General features: G+C 60.0%; 19 protein-coding genes. 14 read left to right on the top strand and 5 right to left on the bottom strand.

Annotated elements, in window-relative coordinates; all coding sequences use genetic code 11:
• The first annotated feature begins 167 nt into the window (after positions 1 to 167).
• The 11 genes from alg8 to KW837_RS23105 all read left to right on the top strand — a co-directional run bounded on the left by alg8 (position 168) and on the right by KW837_RS23105 (position 15,304).
• On the top strand, positions 168 to 1,649 hold the full coding sequence (alg8, locus tag KW837_RS23155) for a mannuronan synthase (RefSeq protein ID WP_371317164.1): 1,482 nt from the start codon (positions 168 to 170) through the stop codon (positions 1,647 to 1,649).
• Between the two features lie 35 nt (positions 1,650 to 1,684).
• Positions 1,685 to 2,854 (top strand): alginate biosynthesis protein Alg44, encoded by a 1,170-nt coding sequence (locus KW837_RS23150; protein WP_218398740.1) that lies wholly within the window; start codon positions 1,685 to 1,687, stop codon positions 2,852 to 2,854.
• A gap of 15 nt (positions 2,855 to 2,869) precedes the next feature.
• Entirely contained in the window at positions 2,870 to 4,372 is a 1,503-nt protein-coding gene (algK, locus tag KW837_RS23145; RefSeq protein ID WP_371317162.1) for an alginate biosynthesis TPR repeat lipoprotein AlgK, read from the top strand.
• Positions 4,369 to 5,856, top strand: a complete 1,488-nt coding sequence (locus KW837_RS23140) for an alginate export family protein (protein WP_218398738.1) — start codon at positions 4,369 to 4,371, stop codon at positions 5,854 to 5,856. Before algK ends, KW837_RS23140 begins: the two co-directional genes overlap by 4 nt.
• A 26-nt stretch (positions 5,857 to 5,882) precedes the next feature.
• On the top strand, positions 5,883 to 7,472 hold the full coding sequence (algG, locus tag KW837_RS23135; protein ID WP_218398737.1) for a mannuronan 5-epimerase AlgG: 1,590 nt from the start codon (positions 5,883 to 5,885) through the stop codon (positions 7,470 to 7,472).
• Between the two features lie 10 nt (positions 7,473 to 7,482).
• Positions 7,483 to 8,934 carry an alginate O-acetyltransferase gene (locus KW837_RS23130; protein ID WP_192346112.1) on the top strand — a complete coding sequence of 484 codons (1,452 nt, stop codon included), beginning with the start codon at positions 7,483 to 7,485 and terminating at the stop codon, positions 8,932 to 8,934.
• 11 nt (positions 8,935 to 8,945) lie between these two features.
• Positions 8,946 to 10,079, top strand: a complete 1,134-nt coding sequence (locus tag KW837_RS23125; RefSeq protein WP_218398736.1) for a mannuronate-specific alginate lyase — start codon at positions 8,946 to 8,948, stop codon at positions 10,077 to 10,079.
• Between the two features lie 128 nt (positions 10,080 to 10,207).
• Entirely contained in the window at positions 10,208 to 11,773 is a 1,566-nt protein-coding gene (locus tag KW837_RS23120) for an MBOAT family protein (RefSeq protein WP_192346116.1), read from the top strand.
• Positions 11,774 to 11,784: 11 nt separating this feature from the next.
• Entirely contained in the window at positions 11,785 to 12,960 is a 1,176-nt protein-coding gene (locus KW837_RS23115; protein ID WP_218398735.1) for an alginate O-acetyltransferase, read from the top strand.
• A 14-nt stretch (positions 12,961 to 12,974) separates the two neighbouring features.
• A complete protein-coding gene (locus KW837_RS23110; protein ID WP_192346120.1) occupies positions 12,975 to 13,640 on the top strand; it encodes an alginate O-acetyltransferase AlgF in 666 nt (221 codons plus the stop codon).
• Between the two features lie 212 nt (positions 13,641 to 13,852).
• Positions 13,853 to 15,304 carry a mannose-1-phosphate guanylyltransferase/mannose-6-phosphate isomerase gene (locus tag KW837_RS23105; RefSeq protein ID WP_192346122.1) on the top strand — a complete coding sequence of 484 codons (1,452 nt, stop codon included), beginning with the start codon at positions 13,853 to 13,855 and terminating at the stop codon, positions 15,302 to 15,304.
• A gap of 74 nt (positions 15,305 to 15,378) precedes the next feature.
• Here KW837_RS23105 and KW837_RS23100 read toward each other — a convergent pair whose 3' ends face one another.
• Positions 15,379 to 18,126 (bottom strand): RHS repeat domain-containing protein, encoded by a 2,748-nt coding sequence (locus tag KW837_RS23100; protein ID WP_256348925.1) that lies wholly within the window; start codon positions 18,124 to 18,126, stop codon positions 15,379 to 15,381.
• Between the two features lie 152 nt (positions 18,127 to 18,278).
• On the opposite strand from KW837_RS23100, the gene KW837_RS23095 reads away from it, so the two are divergent.
• From KW837_RS23095 to KW837_RS23085, 3 genes are all read left to right on the top strand, one after another.
• On the top strand, positions 18,279 to 18,743 hold the full coding sequence (locus KW837_RS23095; protein ID WP_008070465.1) for a hypothetical protein: 465 nt from the start codon (positions 18,279 to 18,281) through the stop codon (positions 18,741 to 18,743).
• A gap of 30 nt (positions 18,744 to 18,773) precedes the next feature.
• Complete coding sequence (locus KW837_RS23090; RefSeq protein ID WP_123358528.1) at positions 18,774 to 19,598, top strand: SDR family oxidoreductase; 825 nt, start codon at positions 18,774 to 18,776, stop codon at positions 19,596 to 19,598.
• Between the two features lie 136 nt (positions 19,599 to 19,734).
• Positions 19,735 to 20,133, top strand: coding sequence for a DUF4440 domain-containing protein (locus KW837_RS23085; protein ID WP_218398734.1), 399 nt, complete (start codon positions 19,735 to 19,737; stop codon positions 20,131 to 20,133).
• 151 nt (positions 20,134 to 20,284) lie between these two features.
• Here the strand turns inward: KW837_RS23085 and KW837_RS23080 are convergent, their stop codons facing one another.
• From KW837_RS23080 to KW837_RS23065, 4 genes are all read right to left on the bottom strand, one after another.
• Positions 20,285 to 21,148 carry an HlyD family secretion protein gene (locus KW837_RS23080; RefSeq protein WP_063341503.1) on the bottom strand — a complete coding sequence of 288 codons (864 nt, stop codon included), beginning with the start codon at positions 21,146 to 21,148 and terminating at the stop codon, positions 20,285 to 20,287.
• A 24-nt stretch (positions 21,149 to 21,172) separates the two neighbouring features.
• Positions 21,173 to 21,373: a DUF1656 domain-containing protein gene (locus KW837_RS23075; RefSeq protein ID WP_007896379.1), complete on the bottom strand. Its 201-nt coding sequence runs from the start codon at positions 21,371 to 21,373 to the stop codon at positions 21,173 to 21,175.
• Positions 21,363 to 23,567 (bottom strand): FUSC family protein, encoded by a 2,205-nt coding sequence (locus tag KW837_RS23070; RefSeq protein ID WP_218398733.1) that lies wholly within the window; start codon positions 23,565 to 23,567, stop codon positions 21,363 to 21,365. Before KW837_RS23070 ends, KW837_RS23075 begins: the two co-directional genes overlap by 11 nt.
• Positions 23,568 to 23,709: 142 nt before the next feature.
• On the bottom strand, positions 23,710 to 25,209 hold the full coding sequence (locus KW837_RS23065; protein ID WP_218398732.1) for an efflux transporter outer membrane subunit: 1,500 nt from the start codon (positions 25,207 to 25,209) through the stop codon (positions 23,710 to 23,712).
• Positions 25,210 to 25,227 lie beyond the last annotated feature (18 nt).

Genomic DNA, 25,227 nt, shown 5'->3' with positions numbered 1-25,227 from the left:
GAGCCAGGCTTGCCGGCGAACCAGGCGACGTGATGTGTCAGGTACGCCGCCTTCGCGGGCAAGCCTCGCTCCTACAGGTCTGATGAGATCGACTTGGCTTTCTACGCCTGCCTTAACCCCATCGGGCCACCCCACAGGCTCGCCCGAGATCGAGACGGATGCAGATTATGCACAGGCTAAAGCACGGCCTACTTCAGGCCGCCGGTTGGCTGTTTTACCTAAGTTTACTGATGGGCATCGCCATGGCGCTGCCTACGTCCACGTTCGACTCCGAGTCGAAGGACTTCATCTTCCTGATCGGTATCGTCGGTATCTGGCGCTACTCGATGGGTGCCACGCACTTTCTGCGCGGCATGCTGTTTCTGTACGTGGTCTACCCGCACCTGCGGCGCAAAGTGCGCAAGCTGGGCAAAGCGGCAGACCCGTCCCATGTATTTCTGATGGTCACCAGCTTCCGTATCGACGCGCTGACCACCGCTCAGGTCTACAGCTCGGTAATCCGCGAGGCCATCGACTGCGAACTGCCGACCACCGTGGTCTGCTCCATCGTCGAAATGTCCGATGAGCTGCTGGTCAAGAGCCTCTGGAAACGCATGAACCCACCGCCACGGGTCAAGCTCGACTTCGTGCGCATTCCCGGCACCGGCAAACGCGATGGCCTTGCCTACGGTTTCCGCGCTATCTCACGCCACCTGCCGGACGACCGCGCCGTGGTTGCCGTGATCGATGGCGACACCGTATTGGCCGAAGGCGTTGTGCTCAAGACCGTGCCGTGGTTCCAGCTGTTCGGCAATGTCGGCGGCCTGACCACCAACGAGTTCTGCGAAGTACGCGGCGGCTACATCATGAGCGAATGGCACAAACTGCGATTCGCCCAGCGCCACATCAACATGTGCTCCATGGCCCTGTCCAAGCGCGTGCTGACCATGACCGGCCGGATGTCGGTATTCCGCGCCACCGTGGTCACCAACCCGGACTTCATCGCCGATGTGGAAAGCGACTCGCTGCAACACTGGCGCCTGGGCCGCTTCAAGTTCCTGACCGGTGACGACAAGTCGAGCTGGTTCAGCTTGATGCGTCTGGGCTACGACACGTTTTACGTGCCGGATGCCGCGATCCATACCGTGGAACACCCGCCGGAAAAGAGCTTCATCAAAGCCAGTCGCAAACTGATGTTCCGCTGGTACGGCAACAACCTGCGGCAGAACTCCCGCGCCCTGGGCCTGGGGATGAAACGTCTCGGCCTGTTCACGTCGGTGGTGCTGTTCGATCAGCGCGTGTCGATGTGGACGTCCTTGCTGGGCCTGACCGTGGCCATCCTCGCCACCTTCAAGTACGGCAGCGCGTTCATCCTGGTTTACCTGCTGTGGATCGGCATCACCCGCCTGATCCTGACCGTGCTGCTGTCCTGCTCCGGTCACCGGATCGGCCCGGCTTACCCGGCGATTCTCTATTACAACCAGATCGTCGGCGCGCTGGTGAAGATCTACGTGTTCTTCCGCCTCGACCGACAGTCCTGGAGTCGCCAGCCCACTTCCCTGACCCGTGATCTCGCCAGCTTTCAAGGTTGGTTCAACACTTGGTCGTCTCGGACCATGACCTTCTCCGCCGGCAGCATTTTTGTCGCCGTGCTGCTGCTGATGGTCTGACCGAACTCGCCTGAATTAACTAGGAAATCGCCCATATGAATACCGCCGTCAACTCCAACGTAGTGCACGAATCCGAAGCCCAGCGCCAACACGCTCGCGTGAAAATCCCGGCCAAGCTGCGTTTCTTCGGTCCAGACCGGATTCCGGTTGAAGCCCGGCTCATCGACCTTTCCGCTGGCGGCCTGGCGTTCAACGCCGGTCAGCTGCCGTTGAAGGTCGGCGATGTGCATAAGGCCCGCCTGCAATTCGTGATCGATAACCTCGGCCTGGCCATGGACGTGGAATTGCAAATCCGCTCCGTGGATCGCCAGACCGGTCGCATCGGTTGCCAGTTCCAGAACCTGGAACCCCGTGACATTTCCACCCTGCGCCACCTGATCACCTCGCACCTGGCCGGCGACATCGTCAGTGTGGGTGAAATGCTGGCGACCCTGCAGCGCGACAACTTCACCAAGGCGCGCAAGGTCAAGGATGGCGGCCACGGCATGACCCCGCTGGGCCGTCTGAAAGCGGTGACTTTCAGCGCCGGTATCTTCGTGGTCGGCCTGGTGGCGTTCGGTTTCATCTTCAAATCGGTGTACGGCATGTACTTCGTCAGCCACGCCCAGGCCGGACTGGTCAGCGTGCAGGGCATGAACATCACCATGCCGCGCGACGGCACCGTGCAGAGCCTGATCAAGGCTGACGGCGTTGCCGCCAAAGGCGCCCCACTGGCGACCTTCAGCACCAGCATGCTCGACGTACTCAAGGGCCATCTGGACGAAGGTCAACTGCAACCATCCAAGGTTGAAGAACTGTTCGGCAAGCAAATGACCGGCACCCTGACGTCGCCGTGCGATTGCACCGTGTCTCAGCAACTGGTGGCTAACGGTCAGTACGCCAGCAAAGGCGACGTGATCTTCCAACTGGTGCCGCGTAACACCGAAGCCAACGTTGAAGCGCGTTTCTCCTATCGCCAGTTCGGCGACGTGCGTCCTGGCACCACCGTCAGCTTCCAGATCGCCGGCGAAGACCAAACCCGTACCGGCAAGATCGTCAGCAGCACCAGCCTGAAAAGCGCCGACCTGTCATCCGACATCCGCGTGCAGATCAAACCTGACGAGCCGCTGGACAGCGCCTTCGCCGGTCGCCCGGTGGAAGTGAACAGCACCCGTGGCCCGAACCTGAGCTGGCTGATCAACAAAGCCATGGCCGCCGGTCTTTAAACAGAGGACATGCCCGTGACCATCACAAAAATCCTGAACACACCGCACACCTTGTGGGAGCGGGCTTGCTCGCGAAGGGATCAGCACGGTCTGCCTGATGCACCGCAGCGCCTGCTTCGCGAGCAAGCCCGCTCCCACAAGGGTGCACTCTGTGCATTGGCGTTAGCGGTGAGCCTCAGCGGCTGCGCCGGCCTGCCCGACCAGCGTCTGGCCAATGAAGCCCTCAAGCGCGGCGACACCGCGCTGGCGGCGCAGAACTACCAGCAGCTGGCAGACCTGGGTTACAGCGAAGCTCAGGTTGGCCTGGCCGATCTGCAAGTCGACAGCCGTGACCCGGCGCAAATCAAAAAGGCCGAGGCGACTTACCGTGCCGCGGCCAGCGTCTCGCCGCGGGCTCAGGCTCGCCTGGGTCGTCTGCTGGTGGCCAAACCCGGTGCCACCGAAGCCGAACATCTCGAAGCCGAAGCGCTGTTGAAGAAAGCCTCGGCCAATGGCGAAGGCAACACCCTGATCCCGCTGGCGATGCTGTACCTGCAATACCCGCACAGTTTCCCGAACGTCAACGCGCAGCAGCAGATCAGCCAATGGCGCACCGAAGGCAAACCGGAAGCCGGTCTGGCGCAAGTGCTGCTCTATCGCACTCAGGGCACTTACGACCAACACCTGGATGACGTGGAAAAGATCTGCAAAGCCGCGTTGAACACCACCGACATCTGCTACGTCGAACTGGCCACGGTCTATCAGAAACGCGGCCAGCCAGAGCAACAGGCAGAACTGATCAAGCAGATGCAGGCGGGTCAAAGCCGTGGCGTCGTCACTGCGCAACGTGTGGACAGCGTGGCTCGCGTACTGGGCGATGCAAGCCTGGGCAAGACCGACGAGAAAACCGCTCAGTCGCTGCTCGAAGGCATCGCACCTGGCTACCCGGCATCCTGGGTCAGCCTGGCGCAATTGCTCTACGACTTCCCGGAACTGGGCGACGTCGACACCATGATGAAGTACCTGGACAACGGCCGCGCCGCTGATCAGCCCCGCGCCGAACTGTTGCTGGGCAAGCTCTACTTCGAAGGCAAAATGGTGCCGGCCGACGCCAAGGTCGCCGAAGAGCACTTCAAGAAAGCCGTCGGCCGGGAAGTCGCCGCCGATTACTACCTCGGCCAGATTTACCGTCGTGGTTATCTGGGCAAGGTCTATCCGCAAAAAGCCCTGGATCACTTGCTGACCGCTGCGCGTAACGGCCAGAACAGCGCCGATTTCGCCATTGCCCAACTGTTCTCCCAAGGCAAGGGCACCCGACCCGACCCGGTCAACGCTTATGTCTTCAGCCAATTGGCGAAGGCTCAAAACACCCCACAAGCCAATGAGCTTGCGCAAACCATCGAAGCGCAACTGCCGCCTGACCGGCTGGCCGAGGCCCAACGCCTGCTGAAACAAGAGCAGGCCATTCGTAGTGCCGTGAGTCCGGACACGCTGGAACTGCACGCCCTGCAAGAAGAAGACGGCGAGGAATCCCTATGAAGCTTAATCCATTCGTGAAGGCCGGTATTGGCCTTACATTCGCCCTGTTGTGGTCGTGCCCGACCCTGGCGGCCCTGACCGAAGACAAGAACTTCGGCCTCGAAGTCAAAGTTACCGGCCAGTCCGAAGACGACCGTGACCTGGGCACTGCCAGTGGCGGCGACGTTAACGGCGTTGGCCTCGACCTGCGTCCATGGGTATACGGCGAAAGCGGCGCGTGGAGCGCCTACGCCATGGGCCAGGCCGTGACGTCCACCGACATCATCGAAACGGACACCCTGCAACAGTCCGACAGCGACGGTACCCAGACCACCGACAACGGTGATCGCAAAACCAAGAAGAACTACCTGGCGATGCGCGAGTTCTGGGTCGGCTACAGCGGCCTCACGCCCTACCCTGGCGAGATCCTCAAGCTCGGTCGCCAACGCCTGCGCAACGACGACGGCCAATGGCGCGACACCAACATCGAAGCCCTGAACTGGACCTTCGACACCACCCTGTTGCGCGCCAACGTCGGTATCGCCGAACGCTTCAGCGAATACCGCACCGACTTGAAAGAGCTGGCACCCAAGGACGAAGATCGCCTGCACGTTTTCGGCGACGTTGCCACTCAATGGTCGCCGGGTAACTGGGTCGGCATTCGCGGTCATCACACTCACGATGACGGCAAGCTCGACTACCCGGAGCCGGGCGTTGCCGGCGATTCGCTGGATAAAAAACAGAATGGCGACATCAGCTGGCTCGGCCTTACCGCCGATAGCGATGCCTACAACTGGCGCAACACCAACACCGTTAATTACTGGGGCAGCATCACCGGCATGAGCGGCGACACCGACACGGTCAACCCGCTGAACGCCGATGGCACGCGCCCGACCGAAGCCAAACGTGGTGAAGACCTCAATGGCTGGGCCACCGATATCGGCCTGCGTCTGCGCCTCGATCCGCAGTGGCAAGTCGGTGCGGCCTATGCCCGTGCCAGCGCCGAGTACGAACAGACCGGTCTGGAAAGCAATCGCTCGAACTACACCGGTACACGCTCGCGGGTTCACCGTTTCGGCGAAGCCTTCCGTGGCGAAATGAACAATATGCAGACCGCTACCCTGTTCGGCTCGTGGATGCTCAACGACGAATACGACGCCAGTCTGATCTACCACAAGTTCTGGCGCGTGGACGGCAACAAGCCGGTGGGCAGCAATGGCATCAACGCCGTCGAAAACAACACCGACGACGTGACCGGCGCAATCCTCTCCAGCACCTCTCTGCCGCTGGAAGATGGCAACAAAGACCTCGGTCAGGAAATGGACCTGGTGGTCACCAAGTACTTCAAGCAAGGCCTGCTGCCAGCAGCGTTGAGCCAGTCGATCGATGAGCCTTCAGCACTGGTACGGTTCCGTGGTGGTGTGTTCAAGCCTGGCGATGCGTATGGCAAAGAAGTCGACTCCTACATGCACCGCGCGTTTGTCGACGTGGTCTGGCGCTTCTGATGCAAACCGCGAAGGGAGTGCCCGACATGAACAGTGCCAAGAAAGGCTCGATCAGCCTGCTGGCCGGCGCGCTGCTGCTCGCCAGCGCAGCCGCCTTCGCCACCGTCGAACCGGCCAAGCCTGTGCAACAGGGCAAATCGGCGACCATAGCTAAAGGGCTGCAACAGGCCAAGACCTACACCGTCAGCAGCGCGCCAACCGCGCCGCTGGACTTGGCCAAGCCGAAACTGCCGGACACCTCTGGCTACACCGCCGAAGCCATCGCCGCGAAAATCGTGCGCACCAAACCCGGCAAGATCAGCGTGCGCCGGATGATGCAGGAAAACGCCCTGAAGGACTTCATCGGCGGCGACAACAAGATGGCCGAGTGGGTGGTGCGTCAGCATGGCATCCCGCAGGCGATCTTCGTCGACGACGGCTACATGAACCTCAAGGACCTGGCGAAGAAGCTGCCCAAGCAGTACTTCAGCGAAACCTCGCCGGGCGTGTTCCTGGCGAAGTTGCCGATCGTGGTGGGTAACAAGGGCATTCTGGAAATCGACAAGCAGACCCAGGAATTGCGCCTGTCCCAAGAGGCCGGTTCGTTCCTGGTCAACGACGGCCAGCTGTTCGTGCGTGACAGCAAAATCACTGGCTGGAGCGAGAAGGCAAACGGCCCGGCGACCTTCAAGTCGCCCAAGGAGTTCCGTCCGTTCCTGCTGTCCTGGGGTGGCACCGAGACCTACATTGCCAACAGCAAGATCGCCAGTTTCGGTTACGCCAACAGTAAGTCCTACGGCGTGAGTATTTCCCAATACACGCCGAACATGGCCAAGGTGCTCAAGCGCCCTGAACCGACCGGCTGGATCGTCGGCTCCGAGTTCTCGGACATGTGGTACGGCTTCTACTGCTACGAAACCCGCGACTTCGTGGTCAAGGGCAACACCTACAAAGACAACATCGTCTACGGCATCGACCCCCATGACCGTTCCCACGGTCTGATCATCGCCGACAATACGGTGTTCGGGACCAAGAAGAAGCACGGGATCATTATTTCCCGTGAGGTCAATGACAGCTTCATCTTCAACAACCGCAGCTACGACAACAAGTTGTCGGGTCTGGTGATCGACCGTAACAGTGTGAACAACCTGATCGCCTACAACGAGATCTACAAGAACCACACCGACGGCATCACCCTCTACGAGAGTGCCGACAACCTGTTGTGGGGCAACAAGGTGATCAGCAACAAGCGCCACGGCATCCGTATTCGTAACAGCGTGAACATTCGCCTGTATGAAAACGTCTCGATGGCCAACGGCCTGACCGGTGTCTACGGGCACATCAAAGACCTGAGCGACACCGACCGGGACATCAAGCTCGACCCGTTCGACGCCCAGGTGTCCCTGATTGTGGTCGGTGGTGAGCTGGCCGCCAATGGCAGCGGACCACTGTCGATCGACTCGCCGCTGAGCGTGGAGCTGTATCGCGTGTCGATGCTCGCGCCGACCAAATCCAGCGGCATCAGCTTCTCGGGGATCCTCGGCGAACGCCAGGATGAAATTCTCGACCTGCTGGTGCGCCAGCAGAAAGCCGTGCTGATCGACCCAGTCGAACGCCAGACCAAAATGCAGGACTGAGGATAATTTTATGCACCCACACTTGATCAAATTACTCAGCCTGTCGGCCCTGACCGCTGGCATTCTTGCGGCGAGCACTGGCGTACGTGCCGAAGACGCCAAAGCCCCCAGCTTCAAGGCCGATGATTGCTGCAACCTCTGCCCTGAAGCCCACGACCCGAAGAACTACACCACCCGCTATCAGCAGAACTTCACCACACTGGTGCAGGCGCAGGGCGATTGGCTGTTCCGTACGCAAGAAGACTTGCGCACCGAATTCGACACCACACCCGCTGGCTACAAACGCATGAAACAACTGCACGATGCGTTCAAGAGCAAAGGCGTGGAACTGGTCATCGTTTACCAGCCGACCCGTGGCCTGGTGAACCGCAACAAGCTGAACCCGGCAGAGAAGGCGAGCTACGATTTCGACAAGGCGCTGAAGAACTACAAAACCATGCTCGGGCGTTTCGCGCAGATGGGCTACGTGGTCCCGGACCTGTCGCCGCTGACCAACGAATCGCTGCCCGACACCCTGCCGGCTCACGATTTCTACTTCCGCGGCGACCAACACTGGACGCCGTATGGCGCCCAGCGCACAGCGAAAATCGTTGCCGAGAAGGTCAAGCAATTGCCGGCCTTCGCCGACGTTCCCAAGCGTGAATTCGAGACCCATAAGTCGGGTCGCATGGGCAAGACCGGAACGTTACACAACATGGCTGGTCAACTCTGTGGCACCAGCTACGCGATCCAGTACATGGATCAGTTCACCACCGAGCCAAAAGGCGAAGCGGGCGATGGCGACCTGTTCAGTGATTCCGGCAATCCGGAAATCACCCTGGTCGGCACCAGCCACAGTGGCAAGAACTACAACTTCGCCGGTTTCCTCGAAGAGGCCATCGGCGCCGACATCCTCAACGTGGCGTTCCCCGGCGGTGGCCTGGAAGGTTCGATGCTGCAGTACCTGGGCAGTGAAGAGTTCCAGACCAAACCGCCGAAAATCCTCATCTGGGAATTCTCGCCGCTTTATCGCCTCGATCAGGAAACCATCTACCGCCAAATGATGGCGCTGCTGGACAACGGTTGCGAAGGCAAAGATGCGCAGATGAGCGCCAGCGCCACGCTGAAACCGGGCAAAAACGAATTGATGGTCAACAGCAAGAACCTGGACCTGCGCAACAGCAGCCACCAGGTCGATATCCGCTTCGCCGACACCTCGGTGAAAACCTTGCAAGCCACCCTCTGGTACATGAACGGGCGCCATGAGGACATCAAGATCGACAAACCGGAAACATCCGAAACCGACGGGCGTTTCGCCTTCGAGTTGCGCACGGACGAAGACTGGGCCTCGCAGAATCTGCTGGCCGTCGAAGTCCAGGGACCTGAAAAACCAGGTACCACGCCTCAGAAAGTCGAAGCGAAAATCTGCAAACGCAACGTGTTCTCCGGCGCCGAGCAGCGTACCGCTCAAGCCGGGCAATGAGGCTACCTCTTATGAACTGCATGCAAACCCGAACGCTGAAAAAGTTACTCGCGCCCTCCCTGCTGACGCTGGCGATGTTCGCCGGCGCCACCCAGGCTGCCGCGCCACTTCGCCCGCCCCAGGGTTACTTTGCGCCCATTGAAAAAGTCAAAACCGGCGACAAGAGTGAAGGCTGCGACGCGATGCCGACGCCCTACACCGGTGCCTTGCAATTTCGCAGTAAATACGAAGGTTCCGACAAGGCCCGTTCGACCCTGAACGAGGCATCGGAAAAAGCCTTCCGCGACACCACCGCCGACATCACCAAGATCGAGCGCGCCACCAGCAAGCGGGTGATGCAGTTCATGCGTGACGGTCGTCCGGAACAACTGGAATGCACGCTCAACTGGTTGACTGCCTGGGCGAAGGCCGACGCGTTGATGTCCAAGGACTTCAACCATACCGGCAAGTCCATGCGCAAATGGGCCTTGGGCAGCATGGCTTCGTCCTATGTCCGCCTGAAGTTCTCTGACTCGCACCCACTGGCTACCCACCAGGAAGAAGCGCAAGTGATTGAAGCCTGGTTCAGCAAAATGGCTGATCAGGTGGTCAGCGACTGGGACAACCTGCCGCTCGAGCAAACCAACAACCACTCGTACTGGGCCGCCTGGTCGGTGATGGCCACGTCGGTCGCCACCAACCGCCGCGATCTGTTCGATTGGGCCGTCAAGGAATACAAGGTCGGCGTCAATCAGGTCGACGCCCAAGGCTTCCTGCCCAACGAGCTCAAGCGCCAGCAACGCGCCCTCGCCTATCACAACTATGCCCTGCCGCCACTGGCGATGATCGCCAGTTTCGCTCAGGTCAACGGTGTCGATTTGCGCCAGGAAAACAACGGCGCCTTGAAACGCCTGGGTGATCGCGTGCTTGCAGGCGTGGAAGACCCGGATGAATTCGAGGAGAAGAACGGTAAAGAACAGGACATGACCGACCTCAAGGTCGATTCGAAATTCGCCTGGCTCGAACCGTTCTGCTCGCTCTACACCTGCACGCCGGATGTGCTGGCACAGAAACACAAAATGCAGCCGTTCAAGACCTTCCGCCTCGGCGGGGATTTGACCAAGGTCTACGACCCGGCCAGCGAGAAAGGCAACAAAGGTTCTTAGGACACACGCAAACCCTGTAGGAGCGAGGCTCGCGGCGGTTTGAAATGTAATGCAACCACCCAGGATTTTGATGGGGGGTTTGGGGGGGCCTTGGCCCTTGACTGTTGGTTAAACATGGAGAGATCGGGATGGTATTTTCATCCAACGTGTTCCTGTTTCTGTTCTTGCCGATCTTTCTCGGCATGTACTACTTGAGCGGAATACGCTATCGCAACTTGCTGCTGCTGATCGCCAGCTACGTGTTCTACGCCTGGTGGCGTGTGGACTTCCTTGCGCTGTTCGCAGCCGTCACGCTGTGGAACTACTGGATCGGCCTGAAAGTCGGTGCGGCAGGCGTTCGGACCAAACCGGCCCAGCGCTGGCTACTCCTGGGCGTGGGCGTCGACCTGTGCATCCTCGGCTACTTCAAGTACGCCAACTTCGGTGTGGACAGCATCAACGCGATGATGACCTCGGTCGGTCTGTCGCCGTTCATCCTGACTCACGTGTTGTTGCCGATCGGGATCTCGTTCTACATCTTCGAGTCCATCAGCTACATCATCGACGTCTACCGTGGTGATACCCCGGCGACCCGCAACCTGATCGACTTTGCCGCATTCGTGGCGATCTTCCCGCACTTGATCGCCGGTCCCGTGTTGCGTTTCCGTGATCTGGCCGACCAGTTCAACAACCGCACCCACACCCTCGACAAGTTCTCCGAAGGTGCCACGCGGTTCATGCAGGGCTTCATCAAGAAGGTCTTCATCGCCGACACCCTGGCGGTGGTGGCCGACCATTGCTTCGCCTTGCAGAACCCGACCACGGGCGATGCCTGGCTCGGCGCCCTGGCCTACACCGCGCAGCTGTACTTCGACTTCTCCGGCTACAGCGACATGGCGATTGGTCTGGGCTTGATGATGGGTTTCCGTTTCATGGAAAACTTCAAACAGCCGTACATCAGCCAGTCGATCACCGAGTTCTGGCGTCGCTGGCACATCAGCCTGTCGACCTGGTTGCGTGACTATCTGTACATCACCCTCGGCGGTAACCGTAAAGGTACGCTGATGACCTATCGCAACCTGTTCCTGACCATGCTGCTCGGTGGTCTGTGGCACGGCGCGAACATCACCTACATCGTCTGGGGTGCCTGGCACGGCATGTGGCTGGCGATCGAAAAGGCCCTCGGCCTGAACACTTCGCCGCGCAGCATCAACCCGATCCGTTGGGCGCTGACCTTCCTGCTTGTTGTCATGGGCTGGGTGATCTTCCGCTCGGAAAACCTGCACGTCGCCGGTCGCATGTACGGTGCGATGTTCAGCTTCGGCGAATGGTCGCTGTCGGAACTCAACCAGGCCAGCCTCACCGGTCTGCAAGTAGCAACCCTGGTGGTGGCCTACGTCACCCTGGCGTTCTTCGGCATCCGTGATTTCTACACCAACCGGCCGCCGGTCAAGACCAAGCCTGCCGTCAACGTCGAGGCCGATGGCCCTGCCGCGGCTACGCCTGGAATGATCAAAGCCGTACCGGGTGACAACCCGGCCAGCATCCACGAACCGGGTTACACCGTCGGCGTTGAAGCGACTGTGCAACCGGCCTACTGGACCGCTGACTGGTCCCGTTACGTGATGCGCGCCCTGGTACTGCTGCTGTTCATCGCCTCGATTCTCAAACTCTCGGCGCAAAGCTTCTCGCCGTTCCTTTACTTCCAGTTCTGAGGGATCTGACTATGACCCGCTCATTACGCATCTTCTACATCGCCCTGTTCCTGGTGACCTTGCTGGTCCTGGGCGTGTGGTCGGTACGCAGCTTCTTCGGCTTCAGTACCAACGCCGATGCGACCGTGCTCAACGGTCGCTGGACCAAAGCCGTCGAGACGCACTACGACGACGAGTTCCCGATCAAGCGCCTGGGCACAAATCTTTGGGCCGCGCTGGATTTCAAACTGTTCAACGAAGGTCGTCCGGGCGTGGTGCTCGGTCGCGATCAGTGGCTCTACAGCGATGAAGAGTTCCACCCGATCGTCAACGAAGAGTTGAACCTGCAGGGCAACTACGCGCTGGTCGAAGGCGTGCGCCAGACCTTGAAAAAACAAGGCGTGCAACTGGTGATGGCGATTGTCCCGGCCAAGACGCGTCTGTACCCGGAACATCTGGGTGAAGAGAAGCCGGCAAGTATCCACGCCAATCTGTACAAGGACTTCCACGCTCGTGTGGCGGCCGACAAGATCCTCGCCCCTGACCTGCTCGGCCCGCTGCAAAAGGCCAAGCAAGACGGTCAGCAAGTGTTCCTGCGCACCGACACCCACTGGACCCCGGAAGGCGCGCAAGTCGCTGCCCAGACTCTGGCCAAAACCATCGCCGACAAAGCTCCGCTCAGCGGCGAACCGCAAAACTTCGTCACCGAACCTGCGGAGAAGGTGACGCACAAGGGCGACCTGCGTTTGTTCCTGCCGCTGGACCCTCTGTTCGAAAACCTGATGCCGGCGCAGGAGCCTTTGCAGAAGCGCAACACCGTGGCGGCCCAGGATCAGCCTGCCGGTGATGACGCCCTGTTTGCCAACACTGAAGTGCCGGTGGCCCTGATTGGCACCAGCTACAGCGCCAACCCGAACTGGAACTTCGTCGGTGCGCTGAAAGAAGCGTTGCACAGCGACGTGGTCAATTACGCCGAAGACGGCCATGGCCCGATTCTGCCGATGCTCAGCTACCTGAAAAGCGATGCCTTCAAGAACAGCCCGCCACAAGTGCTGATCTGGGAGTTCCCTGAACGATATCTGCCTGTGAACAACGAAATCGGTGACGCCGACCCGCAGTGGGTCGCAGAGCTTAAACAAGCCGGCGTAAACCAACAAAACGTAGCTGCAAACACTAAATCCGAGACGCCCGACCGGGCGCAAAACTGAAAGAGAGGTACACCATGACTTTCACTACTACTCCTCGCCGTCTCGCCGCTCGCTCCCTAAAAGCAGTTGCTCTCGTCGCCGGCATGAGCGTGCTGTCGATGCAGGCCTTCGCCGGTGACGCCGCACTCTACGGCCCGACCGCACCGAAAGGCTCCAGTTTCGTGCGTGTCTACAACGCCGGTAACGCTGAAGTCAGCGCCACTGTTGGCACCACCAACCTGAGCGAAGTCGCGCCGCTGTCCAGCACCGACTTCAGCTTCATGCCGGGCGGCGATTACAGCGCCAAGGTCGGCAGCCAGACCCTGCCGGTGAAATTGGCCGGCGACCACTATTACACCCTGGTCAACAACGCCAGCGGCGCACCACAACTGATCGAAGAGCCGCCGTTCAAGAACAAGCAGAAATCCCTGGTTCGCGTACAGAACCTCAGCGACAAGGCCCTGACCCTGAAAACTGCCGACGGCAAGACCGAAGTGGTCCCGTCTGTGGCAGCCAAGGGCCGTGGCGAGCGTGAAATCAACCCGGTGAAAGTCAGCCTGGCCCTGTACGACGGCGCCACCAAAGTCGGCGACGTGAAACCGGTTGCCCTGGAACGAGGCGAAGCCGCGGTGCTGTACGTCACCGGTAGCGGCAGCAGCCTGTCGCCAGTGTGGGTAAAACGCCCGGTTTCGACGCGCTAACACATTTGCCGGATTGACCCATATCCCTGTGGGAGCGGGTTTGCTCGCGAATACGGTTTCACACTCAACGATGATGTTGGCTGACCCACCGCTTTCGCGAGCAAGCCCGCTCCCACAAGGGACCGAGGTGTCAATTCGGACACGGAACAAGAACAAGAGTGAAACGACAGAACGCAGTAGCTCTAACCAATCGATTTTGAAGGAGTAACAACATGATTCCGGTGATCTTGTCAGGTGGTAGCGGCTCACGTCTTTGGCCGCTTTCGCGTAAGCAATTCCCCAAGCAATTCCTCGCCCTGACCGGCGAACAAACGCTGTTCCAGCAAACCCTGGAGCGCCTGGTGTTCGAAGGCATGGACACCCCGATCGTGGTCTGCAACAAGGAACACCGTTTCATCGTCAACGAGCAGTTGAGCGCCCGCAACCTGGACGTGCAGCGCGTGCTGATGGAACCCTTTGGCCGCAACACTTCGCCGGCCGTGGCCCTGACCGCGATGATGCTGGTCAATGAAGGTCGCGACGAGTTGATGCTGGTGCTGCCGGCCGACCACGTGTTGGAAGACCAGAAAGCCCTGCAACGCGCCCTGGCCCTGGCCACTGTGGCAGCCGAGCGTGGCGAGATGGTGCTGTTCGGCGTGCCGGCGACCAAACCGGAAACCGGTTACGGCTACATCAAGTCCACCAACGATGCCCTGCTGCCGGAAGGCGTCAGCCGTGTCTCGCACTTCGTCGAAAAACCTGACGTGAAACGCGCCACCGAATTCGTTCAGTCCGGTGGTTACTTCTGGAACAGCGGCATGTTCCTGTTCCGCGCCAGCCGTTTCCTCGAAGAACTGAAAAAGCATGATCCGGACATCTACGACACCTGCGTACTGACGCTGGAACGTAGCGCACAGGATGCCGACACCGTCGACATCGACGCTGCCACCTTCGCCTGCTGCCCGGACAATTCCATCGACTACTCGGTGATGGAAAAAACCCAGCGCGCCTGCGTCGTGCCGCTGACCGCAGGCTGGAGCGACGTCGGTTGCTGGTCGTCGCTGTGGGAAGTCAATGAAAAAGACGCCAACGGTAACGTCACCAAAGGCGATGTGGTCATCCAGGACAGCAAGAACTGCATGATCCACGGCAACGGAAAACTGGTGTCGGTGATCGGCCTGGAAAACATCGTGGTCGTCGAAACCAAGGACGCCATGATGATCGCCCACAAGGACAAGGTCCAAGGCGTGAAACAGATGGTCAACACCCTCAACGCGCAGGGCCGCAGCGAAACCCAGACCCACTGCGAAGTCTATCGTCCGTGGGGCTCCTACGACTCGGTCGACATGGGCGGTCGCTTCCAGGTCAAGCGCATCTCGGTCAAGCCGGGCGCATGCCTGTCGCTGCAGATGCACCACCACCGCGCCGAACACTGGATCGTGGTCAGTGGCACTGCTGAAGTGACCTGCGACGAAAACGTGTTCCTGCTGACTGAAAACCAATCGACCTACATCCCGATCGCCTCGGTTCACCGTCTGCGCAACCCAGGCAAGATTCCACTCGAGATCATCGAAGTGCAATCGGGCAGCTACCTGGGTGAAGACGATATCGAGCGGTTTGAAGATATCTACGGTCGCTCCAACCCCATCGAGCGTGGCGTGTCGGTGAAAACCATCGCGCAGTAACGCTCAGTAAGACAAGAAGCCCCCATCCAGCCCGCTGCGTTCCCTATCCGCAGTGGGTTGGGCGGGGGCTTTTTCTATCCCATCCAGATGGCACCCGATTTCGAGGCAATGGCCGCTGACCTTGGGTTGACCGCTCGGGTAGTAATTTTTACCAACTTGCTGGTCTTGTTTATTCTGTTCAGCGATTTGAGCGTCAGAAAGTTGCCCACGCCTCGTACATTCGAGACGTCTTTCGACATGACCCCGACATCCGCGGCAATTTTCAGTTCGTTTGCCTTCAGCTGGGAAGCGGGGTTGGCCACCAAATACTCCACCTTGGCCTCTGTGTCATTACTGGCCGCCCCCATGCGCGTCGTGGTGGAAATTGCCGCAATTGCGTAGATTTGCCGGGTTCCCGCAGCTTTCAGCTTGTCCTCTTTCTTCAAAATCGCAAAGAACCTGTTCTCGACGATTTTTTTTGGCCAGGCACCTCCAGGATCCGCCTCGGTAATCTGGGGCTTCTGAAAATCCTTATTCGCCAACTTCAACATCTCTGATGAGATGCCTTCTCCAAGCACCAGATTCATCCGGGTGTCACCTGTCTCGGAGTCCATAAACATCCTCGAAGCATGCTTGAACACGCGCTTGTACTCCGTCAAGCTGCGTTTCAGCTCATCCTTGCCAACGGCGTACTTGATATCCACACCCACCTCCACCGCTTTGAACCCGGAGCTGGGTTTGAATTTTTCGGTCTTTTCGTCAAATATCATGACTTTTGCGCTCAGTGCCTTAGCTTTCAATCCCATTCGCTGAAGCCTGCCGATGTCGATTTCGTAATTCCCTACTACATCGTGTTGCAGGCCAAATGAATCAATGAACGTCACCGGGTTATTCAGCACCATCAAGAACAGATTCAAACCATCGACATCACCCGACGGATCCGGATTAGCCCAGCGCTGCAACCACGGGATGTAATAGCGGTACCCATAGTAATAAAGCCCCGTCGCATCCCGCTCCTTGCCCGAATAACGAATCGTTTTGTAACTCGCTTCAACGACGCCCGCCCCGGCAAACCAAGCCGTTTCGCCAAAGGGATAGTAGGTTTCCTGACTGATAATTCGCACGTCATCGGCGAGTTCCAGCGTGCAGGATTTCAGGTGATCGACCAGGCTGTAGCGGTATTGATCGTTGGCGATACCGGACGGTGGCGCTGTTTCCCAATGCAGCACCCGCACGCTATTGAGTCCCGCCTGGGCGGTGATGACCTGCAATACTTCTCCCGTGCCGTTATCGCTGCGCATCTCAAGCCCCGGCAGATAACGCACTTCAGCCACCACGGTCCGGGCATTGGTCTGCAATGAGCGGATTTTGCGTACCCGCTGCCCACCGCCATCGTAGACATAGGACTCCCGGTCATTGAGCCCGGAGACGCGCTCCACCGGGCTGACCGACTGCAACTGATTACGCAGATCCCAATTCAGGATCCGCCCCTGATCCAGCTCCAGCAAATTGCCCTTGGCGTCGAACGCCGCGGCGATGTCCTCTTCGGTCGGCGGCACGCCGTTGTGCCAGGGCAGACAACGATTGCTGTAGCGCGCCGCTTTCAGTTCGCGCCCCCGACTCTGCGTGCCGACGTGTGTCAGCGTCAGCAGGTTCCCGCCCTCGTCATAGCGGTAGGTCTGGTGATAGTTGCTGACCGCCGCCGGATCGACCCGTCCCACCGACGCCGGCCCTTGCTGGAGAGTGCCCTCCTCCCAGCCGTAGGCTTCGATCAATTGATACAGGCTGTCGTAGATAAAGCGACTGAGGGGATCGATGCGCTGATTGTTGAAGTAACGCACCGACAGTGCCCTGTCCTCGATGCTCAGAACATTGCCCATCCGGTCATAATCGTAGATCAGGTGTTGCAACAGTCCGACACTGGCATCCTGTGCCCGGCACTCCATCAGCAGACCGTCTTCGGGGCGGTAAACGAGGGTCGTCTGTACGTTGTTACCAGCGGTTTCGTGTTCGACCTGCCCCTGCGCGCTATACCGAATATCGCGCACCAGCGTTTGCCAGGTGGTCAGCCCATGGAGTTGCAGTCGCGCCTCACGCAACTGCCCATCAAGCGTCAGGTGGAAGACCTGGCGATTCTCCTTGGCATCGGCCTGTTCCAGCACATGACCCTGTGGACCGAAACGCCACGTCGACGACGCACCGTCACCAGGCTCAAGCAGCCGTTCGCGATCGGCTTCCAGCTCCGGCCAGTCGGGGGCAACAGGGTCCAGGGTGAAGTGACGGACTTGCCTCACGCATTGGCCGGTGATCGAAAATGCCTCGAACAGCACCGTCCCGGCGGGATCATCATGACGGATCAACTGCCCGCATTGATTCTGGTCGCCCTGATCGGGACCGCCATAGGTCATGCGTTCAACGGACCTTCGCGCCTCAGTTGCGCCCTGCTCGAACACTGCCACAGGACGAAGCAGCTCGTCGTATTCAACCTCGCGTCGTGTACCTCGGCTGTCCCATGCCAGCAAAATCTCGTCGCCCAGACCGGGCAGGCTCAGTTGCAATCCAGCATCGACGCTGACGGTACACAGCGCACGGCCGGACAGCGAATGCACGGTCGTTGAATTGGGGGGAGTCAGAGGATCTTCAACCTGCAATGCCCAAAGTCGCGGATCCCACTGTTTTATCGGGTGGCCCGCAGCATCATGGGCCGTGCGATTGATGCGTGCTTCAGTGGGCAGGTTTTCGACGGCACGCCAATAGTCCACCGTACGGATGGTCAAGCCGCGCGGGTCGACGACGGACAACTTTGGTGTTTTGTGGTGCATTCCCATCGTCAAGACCTGCATGCCTGTATGTCCTCATCTAACTGTTCGTGGACATGCCTGGCTACTATCAGAAATGAGAGTACCGACCAACGGCCACCGATCTTGCTCCACGAATGTCCATTCCCGCGCCCCTTCGGTAGGATGGTGTTTATGAGTTCAAGGAGCGTTCACACATGTTCATCGGCGTCCTGCTGGTCATCACCTGGCTGATCCTGCTGCTGCGCTACCCGTCCAAGGCCGTGCCGGTGTCCATGGCCGCCGCTGTCGGGTTGGGCCTGGTGGCGGTGTGGGTGTTCTGGCTGGACACCCGCGAGGTCAAGCAACTGGCGCGCCTGGAGCTGCGCATCACCTACGCGCCCGAGCACTGCCCGGCGGATCGCCCCTTGAAGCTGACGATGAACAACGGCAACGACGTACCGCTGACCGAACTGCGCTGGCGAATCGCCGCTTATGCACCGGGCGATACGGTCAATCTGGCTGACAATCAATACGCCGCACCGCGCTATCGCGGGCCCGGCGAATTGCAGGCCGGCGGCAATTGGGAAGACTGCTTGCCTATGCCGCCCCTTCGCCCCGGTTATCGCCCGCAAACCCTGGAGTTTCGCGCCGAGCGTTTGCAGGGTAGCTTCTCCGACTGATCCCTTTTCTTTTTGCACAAGGACCGCGCCATGCCCGTTGCGTTGATTACCGGTTGTTCCAGCGGCATTGGCCGCGCCCTCGCCGACGCTTTCAAAAGTGCCGGGTACGAAGTCTGGGCCAGCGCCCGCAAAGCCGAAGACGTAGCCGCTCTAACCGCCGCCGGGTTCACCGCCGTGCAACTGGACGTGAACGATGGCCCGGCCCTCGAACAACTGAGCGAGCGGATCAATCAGCAACGCGGCGGCCTTGATGTATTGATCAACAACGCCGGTTACGGCGCCATGGGGCCGCTGCTCGACGGCGGTGTGCCGGCCATGCAGCGGCAATTCGAAACCAATGTGTTTGCCATCGTCGGCGTCACTCGCGCGATGTTCCCGGTGCTGCGCCGGGCCAGGGGCCTGGTGGTGAACATCGGCAGCGTTTCCGGGGTTCTGGTCACGCCGTTTGCCGGCGCCTACTGCGCCTCGAAAGCCGCGGTGCATGCCTTGAGCGATGCGCTGCGCATGGAATTGGCACCGTTCGGCGTGCGAGTCATGGAAGTTCAGCCAGGGGCTATCGCCTCCAGCTTCGCCAAGAACGCCGGCCAAGAGGCTGAGCAACTGATCACCGAGCAATCGCCATGGTGGCCGCTGCGTGAAGGTATTCGCGCACGGGCCAAGGCGTCTCAGGACAAACCGACGCCGGCCAGTGAATTTGCCGCCGGTTTATTGAAGGCCGTGCAGCAGAATAAACCGCCGCGTCTGGTGCGTTTGGGTAATGGCAGCCGGGCGTTGCCGTTGATGGCGGGGTTGTTGCCCAAAGGGTTGCTGGAGTCGGGGCTGATGAAGCGGTTCGGGTTGCGCGGGCAGCTTTGAAACCGGGTTGACGCGTTCGCGGGCAAGCCTCGCTCCTACAGGATGAGCGCCATCTCAAAATGGGTGCATAACCTGTAGGAGCGAGGCTTGCCCGCGAAGGCGTCGGAACAGACACCACAGAACTTCAGGAAACAGCATGACCGACTACACCGAATACTTTGACGAAGTGATCCAGGCCCACGTAGCCATCGAGCACTGGTTGGCCGAAGAACGGGACGAATCCGAGCTTGAACAATTGCTCATGCGTTTTTCACCACAGTTTTCCATGATCTCGCCGTTGGGCCGGGTGCTGGATTTCGAGGCGTTGAATGAACTGTTTCTGCTGGCGGGCGGGAAGAAGCTCGGGTTCAGGATTGAGCTCAGCGAGTTGCGCGGTGTTGCGCTATACGACGGTGGCGCGGTGGTGAGTTACCGCGAGCAGCAGACCGATGCGACGGGGTTGCATTCTGATCGACGGTCTTCGGTGGTGTTCGAGAAACTGGCCGATGGCAAGGTGGTTTGGCGGCATTTGCATGAGACGTTTTGCAAGGAGTGAACTGTCGAACATCTACCTGAGGGACCGAGTTGCCTCATTCGCGAGCAAGCCCGCTCCCACATTTGATCTTCAGTGAACACAAAATATGTGCACAAAGTAGATCAAGTGTGGGAGCGGGCTTGCTCGCGAAGCAGACGGCTCGGTCTGTCAGTTACCCCTCGACAGCCTGTTTCACCACAACGGTGCAAGTAATCCCCGCCGCCAACAGCACACCCTCCGGCACTTCATCAATATGAATCCGCACCGGCACCCGCTGCGCCAGGCGCACCCAGTTAAAGGTCGGGTTCACATCGGCGATCAGCTCGCGGCTTTCGGGATTATCCCGGTCATAGATGCCGCGAGAAATGCTTTCCACATGCCCCTTGAGCACTTCGCCGCTCATCAATTGCATGTCGGCTTTATCGCCCACGCGCACATGCGGCAGTTTGGTTTCTTCGAAGAAGCCATAAACCCAGAACGAGTTCATGTCGACCACAGCCATTTTCGCTTCGCCAATGCGCGCGTAGTCGCCGCGATGGACGTTGAGGTTGGTCACATAGCCGTCCACAGCCGCGCGCACTTCGGTGCGTTTGAGGTTCAGTTCGGCGGCTTCCAGCTGTGCCTGGGCGTGCTGGTAATCGGCCAGGGCCGAGTCGGCGATGTTGGTGGCATCGTCGCGGTTTTCCCTGGAGATCACCAGGTTGTCGAGGTCGGCGCGGCGATGGGCGTTGACCTTGCGCATCTCCCACGTGGCTTTGCGCGAGGCCACCAGCGACTGTGCCTGTTTCACCGCGATGCGGTAATGCTCGGGGTCGATGCGCATCAGCAAATCGCCCTTTTTCACCAACTGGTTGTCGCGCACCGGCACATCCACCACTTCACCGGTAACGTCGGCGGCAACGTTGATGATGTCGGCGCGCACCCGGCCGTCGCGGGTCCAGGGCGTGTTCATGTAATGCACCCACAGGGTCCGGCCGATCCACAGGGCGAGGGCCAACACCAACAGGGTTGCGAGCAGGCTGAAAAGCTTTTTCATCAGGGCATTCTCAGTGGTAGAGAGTCAACGGTAAACAGTCAGCGCAAGAGCGCCAAACAGACAGGTAAACAGACTCAGGCGCAATAGCGCCGGGTGCCAGAAGAAGCGGTACAGATCGAACCCGGACAGGAACCGATCCAGCGCCCAGGCCAGCGCCGCGGCAATGAAAAACATCAGGGTCATGGTCGGCATGTACACGCCGTGGAAGGCGATTTCACGAGGCATGTTCAAGTCCTTGGGGCTTGGCGATGGCACTAGCTTTTATGTAGCCGGCCAGTGGCGATTGCGGGTCAAGCAGCGAGGTGCGGATGAAGTGCAGGTAACTCTTCACCCGACGCAACGCCGAGGTATCGAAGTGCGGCGCGAAGGGCTCATCGGTGGCCTGCACGCGGCTTATCGCGTGGTCGACCGCGACCAGCGCACGCTGCAGATTGCTCGGGCCGGGTTGCAGAAACAGTCGCACCAGCGAACGCCCCATCGCCCGGATTGACTGACGCCACGGTTGGGATTCGGCATAGGCCGGGTGTACCGGCAGAATCGCCTGTTCCTTGCGCAACTCGATGATCGCATGGCCGACTTCCAGCACCACGAACATCCAGCGCAATAAGTCCCGTTGCACCTGCGGCTGTCCCGCTGCGAGGCCATAGGCCTGATGTAAAAGATCGCGAGTGCGACTTTCGAAACTCGATGCCAAACCTTTGAGTTTGCCGCTGATGGCGTACACCACCTGCCCGCGCAAATCCTGCTCCAGGCGCCGCCATAACCAGCGACTGTTGGGCGGCAAAATGATCGCCCCGGCCGCCGCGCACACCAACATACCCATGATCATGGCGATGTAATCGTTGATGAAGGCGTAAGGGTTGTAAACCGTGAGGTTGTCCGGCACCGAACCGGTGCTGAAGAAGATCAGCAACCCCAGGCCAACCCCGGCGTATTGCGGCCGTGAAGTCAGGAACGCCCCGATCACGATCACCGGCGCGAGCATCACGCAGAGCAACGGAAAACCGTCGATCAAGGGGAAGATGAAGAACATCTCGACGAAGCCGATCAGCGCCCCGAGCAACGTCCCGCAGGCCATCTGAAACGCCATCCGTTTGGGGTTCGGTGTCGCCGCTGAAAGGCCGACGGTGGCGGCGGCGATCAGGGTCATGGTCGCCCCGCTCGGCCACGCGGTGGCCACCCAATAACTGCCGAGCACCACGAGAATGAATGCTGCGCGAATGCCCGATGCCGCCGAGGCCAGCCAATTGGTTTGCGGGGTGAAGGGCTCGTCCCAACGTTCCCGTTCGTGGCTGTGATCGGCCAGGGACGCATGGGTCTGTGCATAACTGTGCAGGTCGTCGACATAGCGATAAAGCAGCTCGTAGGCGGTGTGAAAATCCAGCTGCTCGGCGTCGCTCGGATCACTCTCCTGAAAGCTCGCCCGCAGGCTGCGGACCCGCGCCGGCAAGTTTTCCTTATAGGTCGCCAAAGCGCTGGCCAGGCGTGCAGCGTCGGGACTGGTCAAGGCGCGACCGCTGAAGCCGTCGAGCACTTCAGCCAGATCCTGCAAACCCGGTTTGATCGCCGCGACAACATGATCGGTGCCACTGTTGCGCAGGCGTTCGAGCAACTGATGCAGCGCATTGAAGCGCGTGGTTATGCCCATGAACTCGCTGTTCAAGCGACTGAGCCGCCCGTTGCGCCGACGCATGTGCGGGTCTTCGAACACTGTGACGCTGCGCAGTCCTTCCAGACCTACCGCCTCGGCGATAAACCGCACGTTGTTCGCTTCAAATGCCTCGCGCCGGCTGCGACCGCGCAAGCCATCGGTGACGAACAGGGCAAACACGCCGAAGCGCTGATACAAGGCATTGCGCATCGCGGCGCTGGCGGTTTGCGGCAGGATCGCGGCGCTCACCAGCGTCGAGCAGAGAATCCCCAGAGAGATTTCCAGCACACGCCAGACGGCTGCCATGAACGCGCCGTCGGGGTGAGCCAGTGCAGGCAGTCCGATCATCGCCGCCGTATAACCGGCGAGCACAAATCCGTAGGCGCGGAAGTTGCGATAACGCGCCGCGCCGGCCGAGCAGAGGCCGACCCAGATCGCCAGCGAGCCGAGGAACAGCTCGGTGTTCTGCGCAAACAGGGCAATCAACGCGACCATCACCGCCGACCCGGCCAACGTGCCGAGGAAGCGATAGAAACTCTTGGCGAACACCTGACCGCTTTGCGGTTGCATGACGATGAACACAGTGATCATCGCGGTGCGCGGTTGCGGCAATTCAAGACGCATGGCCAGCCACAAGGTCAGGAACGCCGCGAACAGCACCTTGAAAATGTACACCCAGGTCACGCCGTCGCTGCGTGCCCAGTCGAAGAAACCCCGGCGCCATTCAAGGGAATACAGCCAGCGCAAAGGTGCGGGCAAGGGAGTCATGGAATTTTGCTCAATGGTCTTGTGCAGCGAGGACTCGGCCCCTGTGGGAGCGGGCTTGCTCGCGAAGACGGAGTGTCAGTCAATGCGGATTTCGCCTGACACACCGCTTTCGCGAGCAAGCCCGCTCCCATAGGGTTTGTGTTCAACGCAAAAGAACCGGGGTTTTCGGGGGTTGGGTTTTCTCGGCGTTCGGCCCGTCGTTGCCAGCCCCGAGTCCTCCGCCCAAAGCAGTCACCAATTCCGCATGAGCACTCAAGCGTGCAGCCTGAACCTGCTGCTGCACTTGCTGCTGCTTGAACAACAAGGTCTGCGCATTGAGCACGTTGAGGTAATCGGTGAGCCCGCGCTGATAGGCGATCATCGCGATGTCGTAGGTTTTCTGCGCCGTGGCCACCGACTCGGCGGCGAAGGCTTGTTGCTTGTCCATCGACTCGCGGCGAATCAGCTGGTCGGAGATGTTCTTCAGCGCGTTGACCAGGGACTGGTTGTACTTCGCCACCGCGATGTCATAACCCGCCGAGGCCTCGCCCAACTCCGCACGCAAGCGGCCGCCGTCGAAGATCGGCAACGAAATCGCCGGGCCGACGCTGTAGTTGAGCTTCTTGCCAGTCAAAAACTCCAGCGCACCACCGCCGGTGGCCATGTAGCCGAGGCTGCCGACCAGATCGACGTTGGGGTAGAAGCCCGCGTGAGCGACATCGATGCCCCGCGCCTGCGCCGCCACTTGCCAGCGACTGGCAACCACGTCCGGGCGTTGACCGAGCAGTTGCGCCGGCAAAGACGACGGCAACTTCAGCGCCGCGCCCAACGACAGCGTCGGCCGTTGCAACTGTGCGCCCTCCCCCGGTCCCTTACCGGCCAGCGCGGCGAGTTGGTTGCGGCTTAGGGCAATTTCCTCGTCCAGGGCATCGATCTGCCGATGGGTTTCCGGCAAGGGTGTTTCGGCCTGGCTGACTTCGAAATGGGTGCCGATGCCGCCGTCCAGACGCTTCTGTGCCAGGTCGAGGATTTGCTGTTGCTGCTTCAACGTTGCCGCAACGGTGTCCCGTTGCGCGTAATGCAACGAGAGCTCGATGTAGGCGCGCACGATGTTGTTCTGCAATTCGAGCTGGGCCTGCCGTGCTTCGGCGGCGCTCATGTGGGCCATGTCCACCGCGCGTTCGGTGGCGTTGCTTTCGCGCCCCCAGAGGTCGAGGGCATAGCTGAAACCCAGCGCGGCGTTGTTGTCCCAAGTGGTGGTGTTGGCCAACTCGCCGGGGCCGTAGAACTGATCGGTGGGCCAGTTGTGGCGCTTGAGGGTGGATTGGCCATTGATCTGCAACGACTCGGCGGACTCGGCAAGGCCGGCCATCGACCGCGCCTGACGCACTCGCGCGGCGGCCATGGCCATGCTCGGGCTGCCTTGCAGGGCAAGGTCGATCCAGCGGTTCAGTTGCGGGTCGCCGTAGGCTTGCCACCATTGAGCGGTGGGCCAATGAGCGTCTTGCTCGGCGCTCTGAATGGCATCGTCGGTGGCCAATGAATTGGCCTCCAGTGCCTTGTCTTGCGGGGCAATACCTGCGGTGCCGATGCAGCCGCTGATTGCCAGGGTTAAAGCCAAAACACTGAGCGTCTTGAGCGCTCTGTTGATGCGACGCGGCACTGCTGCAAATTCCTAAAA

Origin of the sequence: Pseudomonas sp. PDM24, from assembly GCF_019218905.1 — a bacterium.
Classification (GTDB): domain Bacteria; phylum Pseudomonadota; class Gammaproteobacteria; order Pseudomonadales; family Pseudomonadaceae; genus Aquipseudomonas.
The sequence above is the reverse complement of the archived record's forward strand: the minus strand, read 5'-3'. Positions and strand labels throughout refer to the sequence as shown.

What these genes read in the sequence shown, in the direction of transcription:
- KW837_RS23095 (WP_008070465.1), top strand. Translation starts at nt 18,279, where the DNA reads ATGTTCATCGGCGTCCTGCTGGTCATCACCTGGCTGATCCTGCTGCTG.
- KW837_RS23130 (WP_192346112.1), top strand. Translation starts at nt 7,483, where the DNA reads ATGCACCCACACTTGATCAAATTACTCAGCCTGTCGGCCCTGACCGCT.
- algG (WP_218398737.1), top strand. Translation starts at nt 5,883, where the DNA reads ATGAACAGTGCCAAGAAAGGCTCGATCAGCCTGCTGGCCGGCGCGCTG.
- KW837_RS23110 (WP_192346120.1), top strand. Translation starts at nt 12,975, where the DNA reads ATGACTTTCACTACTACTCCTCGCCGTCTCGCCGCTCGCTCCCTAAAA.
- KW837_RS23070 (WP_218398733.1), bottom strand. Translation starts at nt 23,567, where the DNA reads ATGACTCCCTTGCCCGCACCTTTGCGCTGGCTGTATTCCCTTGAATGG.
- KW837_RS23090 (WP_123358528.1), top strand. Translation starts at nt 18,774, where the DNA reads ATGCCCGTTGCGTTGATTACCGGTTGTTCCAGCGGCATTGGCCGCGCC.
- KW837_RS23125 (WP_218398736.1), top strand. Translation starts at nt 8,946, where the DNA reads ATGAACTGCATGCAAACCCGAACGCTGAAAAAGTTACTCGCGCCCTCC.
- KW837_RS23075 (WP_007896379.1), bottom strand. Translation starts at nt 21,373, where the DNA reads ATGCCTCGTGAAATCGCCTTCCACGGCGTGTACATGCCGACCATGACC.
- KW837_RS23115 (WP_218398735.1), top strand. Translation starts at nt 11,785, where the DNA reads ATGACCCGCTCATTACGCATCTTCTACATCGCCCTGTTCCTGGTGACC.
- KW837_RS23140 (WP_218398738.1), top strand. Translation starts at nt 4,369, where the DNA reads ATGAAGCTTAATCCATTCGTGAAGGCCGGTATTGGCCTTACATTCGCC.
- KW837_RS23085 (WP_218398734.1), top strand. Translation starts at nt 19,735, where the DNA reads ATGACCGACTACACCGAATACTTTGACGAAGTGATCCAGGCCCACGTA.
- KW837_RS23080 (WP_063341503.1), bottom strand. Translation starts at nt 21,148, where the DNA reads ATGAAAAAGCTTTTCAGCCTGCTCGCAACCCTGTTGGTGTTGGCCCTC.
- KW837_RS23105 (WP_192346122.1), top strand. Translation starts at nt 13,853, where the DNA reads ATGATTCCGGTGATCTTGTCAGGTGGTAGCGGCTCACGTCTTTGGCCG.
- KW837_RS23150 (WP_218398740.1), top strand. Translation starts at nt 1,685, where the DNA reads ATGAATACCGCCGTCAACTCCAACGTAGTGCACGAATCCGAAGCCCAG.
- alg8 (WP_371317164.1), top strand. Translation starts at nt 168, where the DNA reads ATGCACAGGCTAAAGCACGGCCTACTTCAGGCCGCCGGTTGGCTGTTT.
- KW837_RS23120 (WP_192346116.1), top strand. Translation starts at nt 10,208, where the DNA reads ATGGTATTTTCATCCAACGTGTTCCTGTTTCTGTTCTTGCCGATCTTT.
- KW837_RS23100 (WP_256348925.1), bottom strand. Translation starts at nt 18,126, where the DNA reads ATGCAGGTCTTGACGATGGGAATGCACCACAAAACACCAAAGTTGTCC.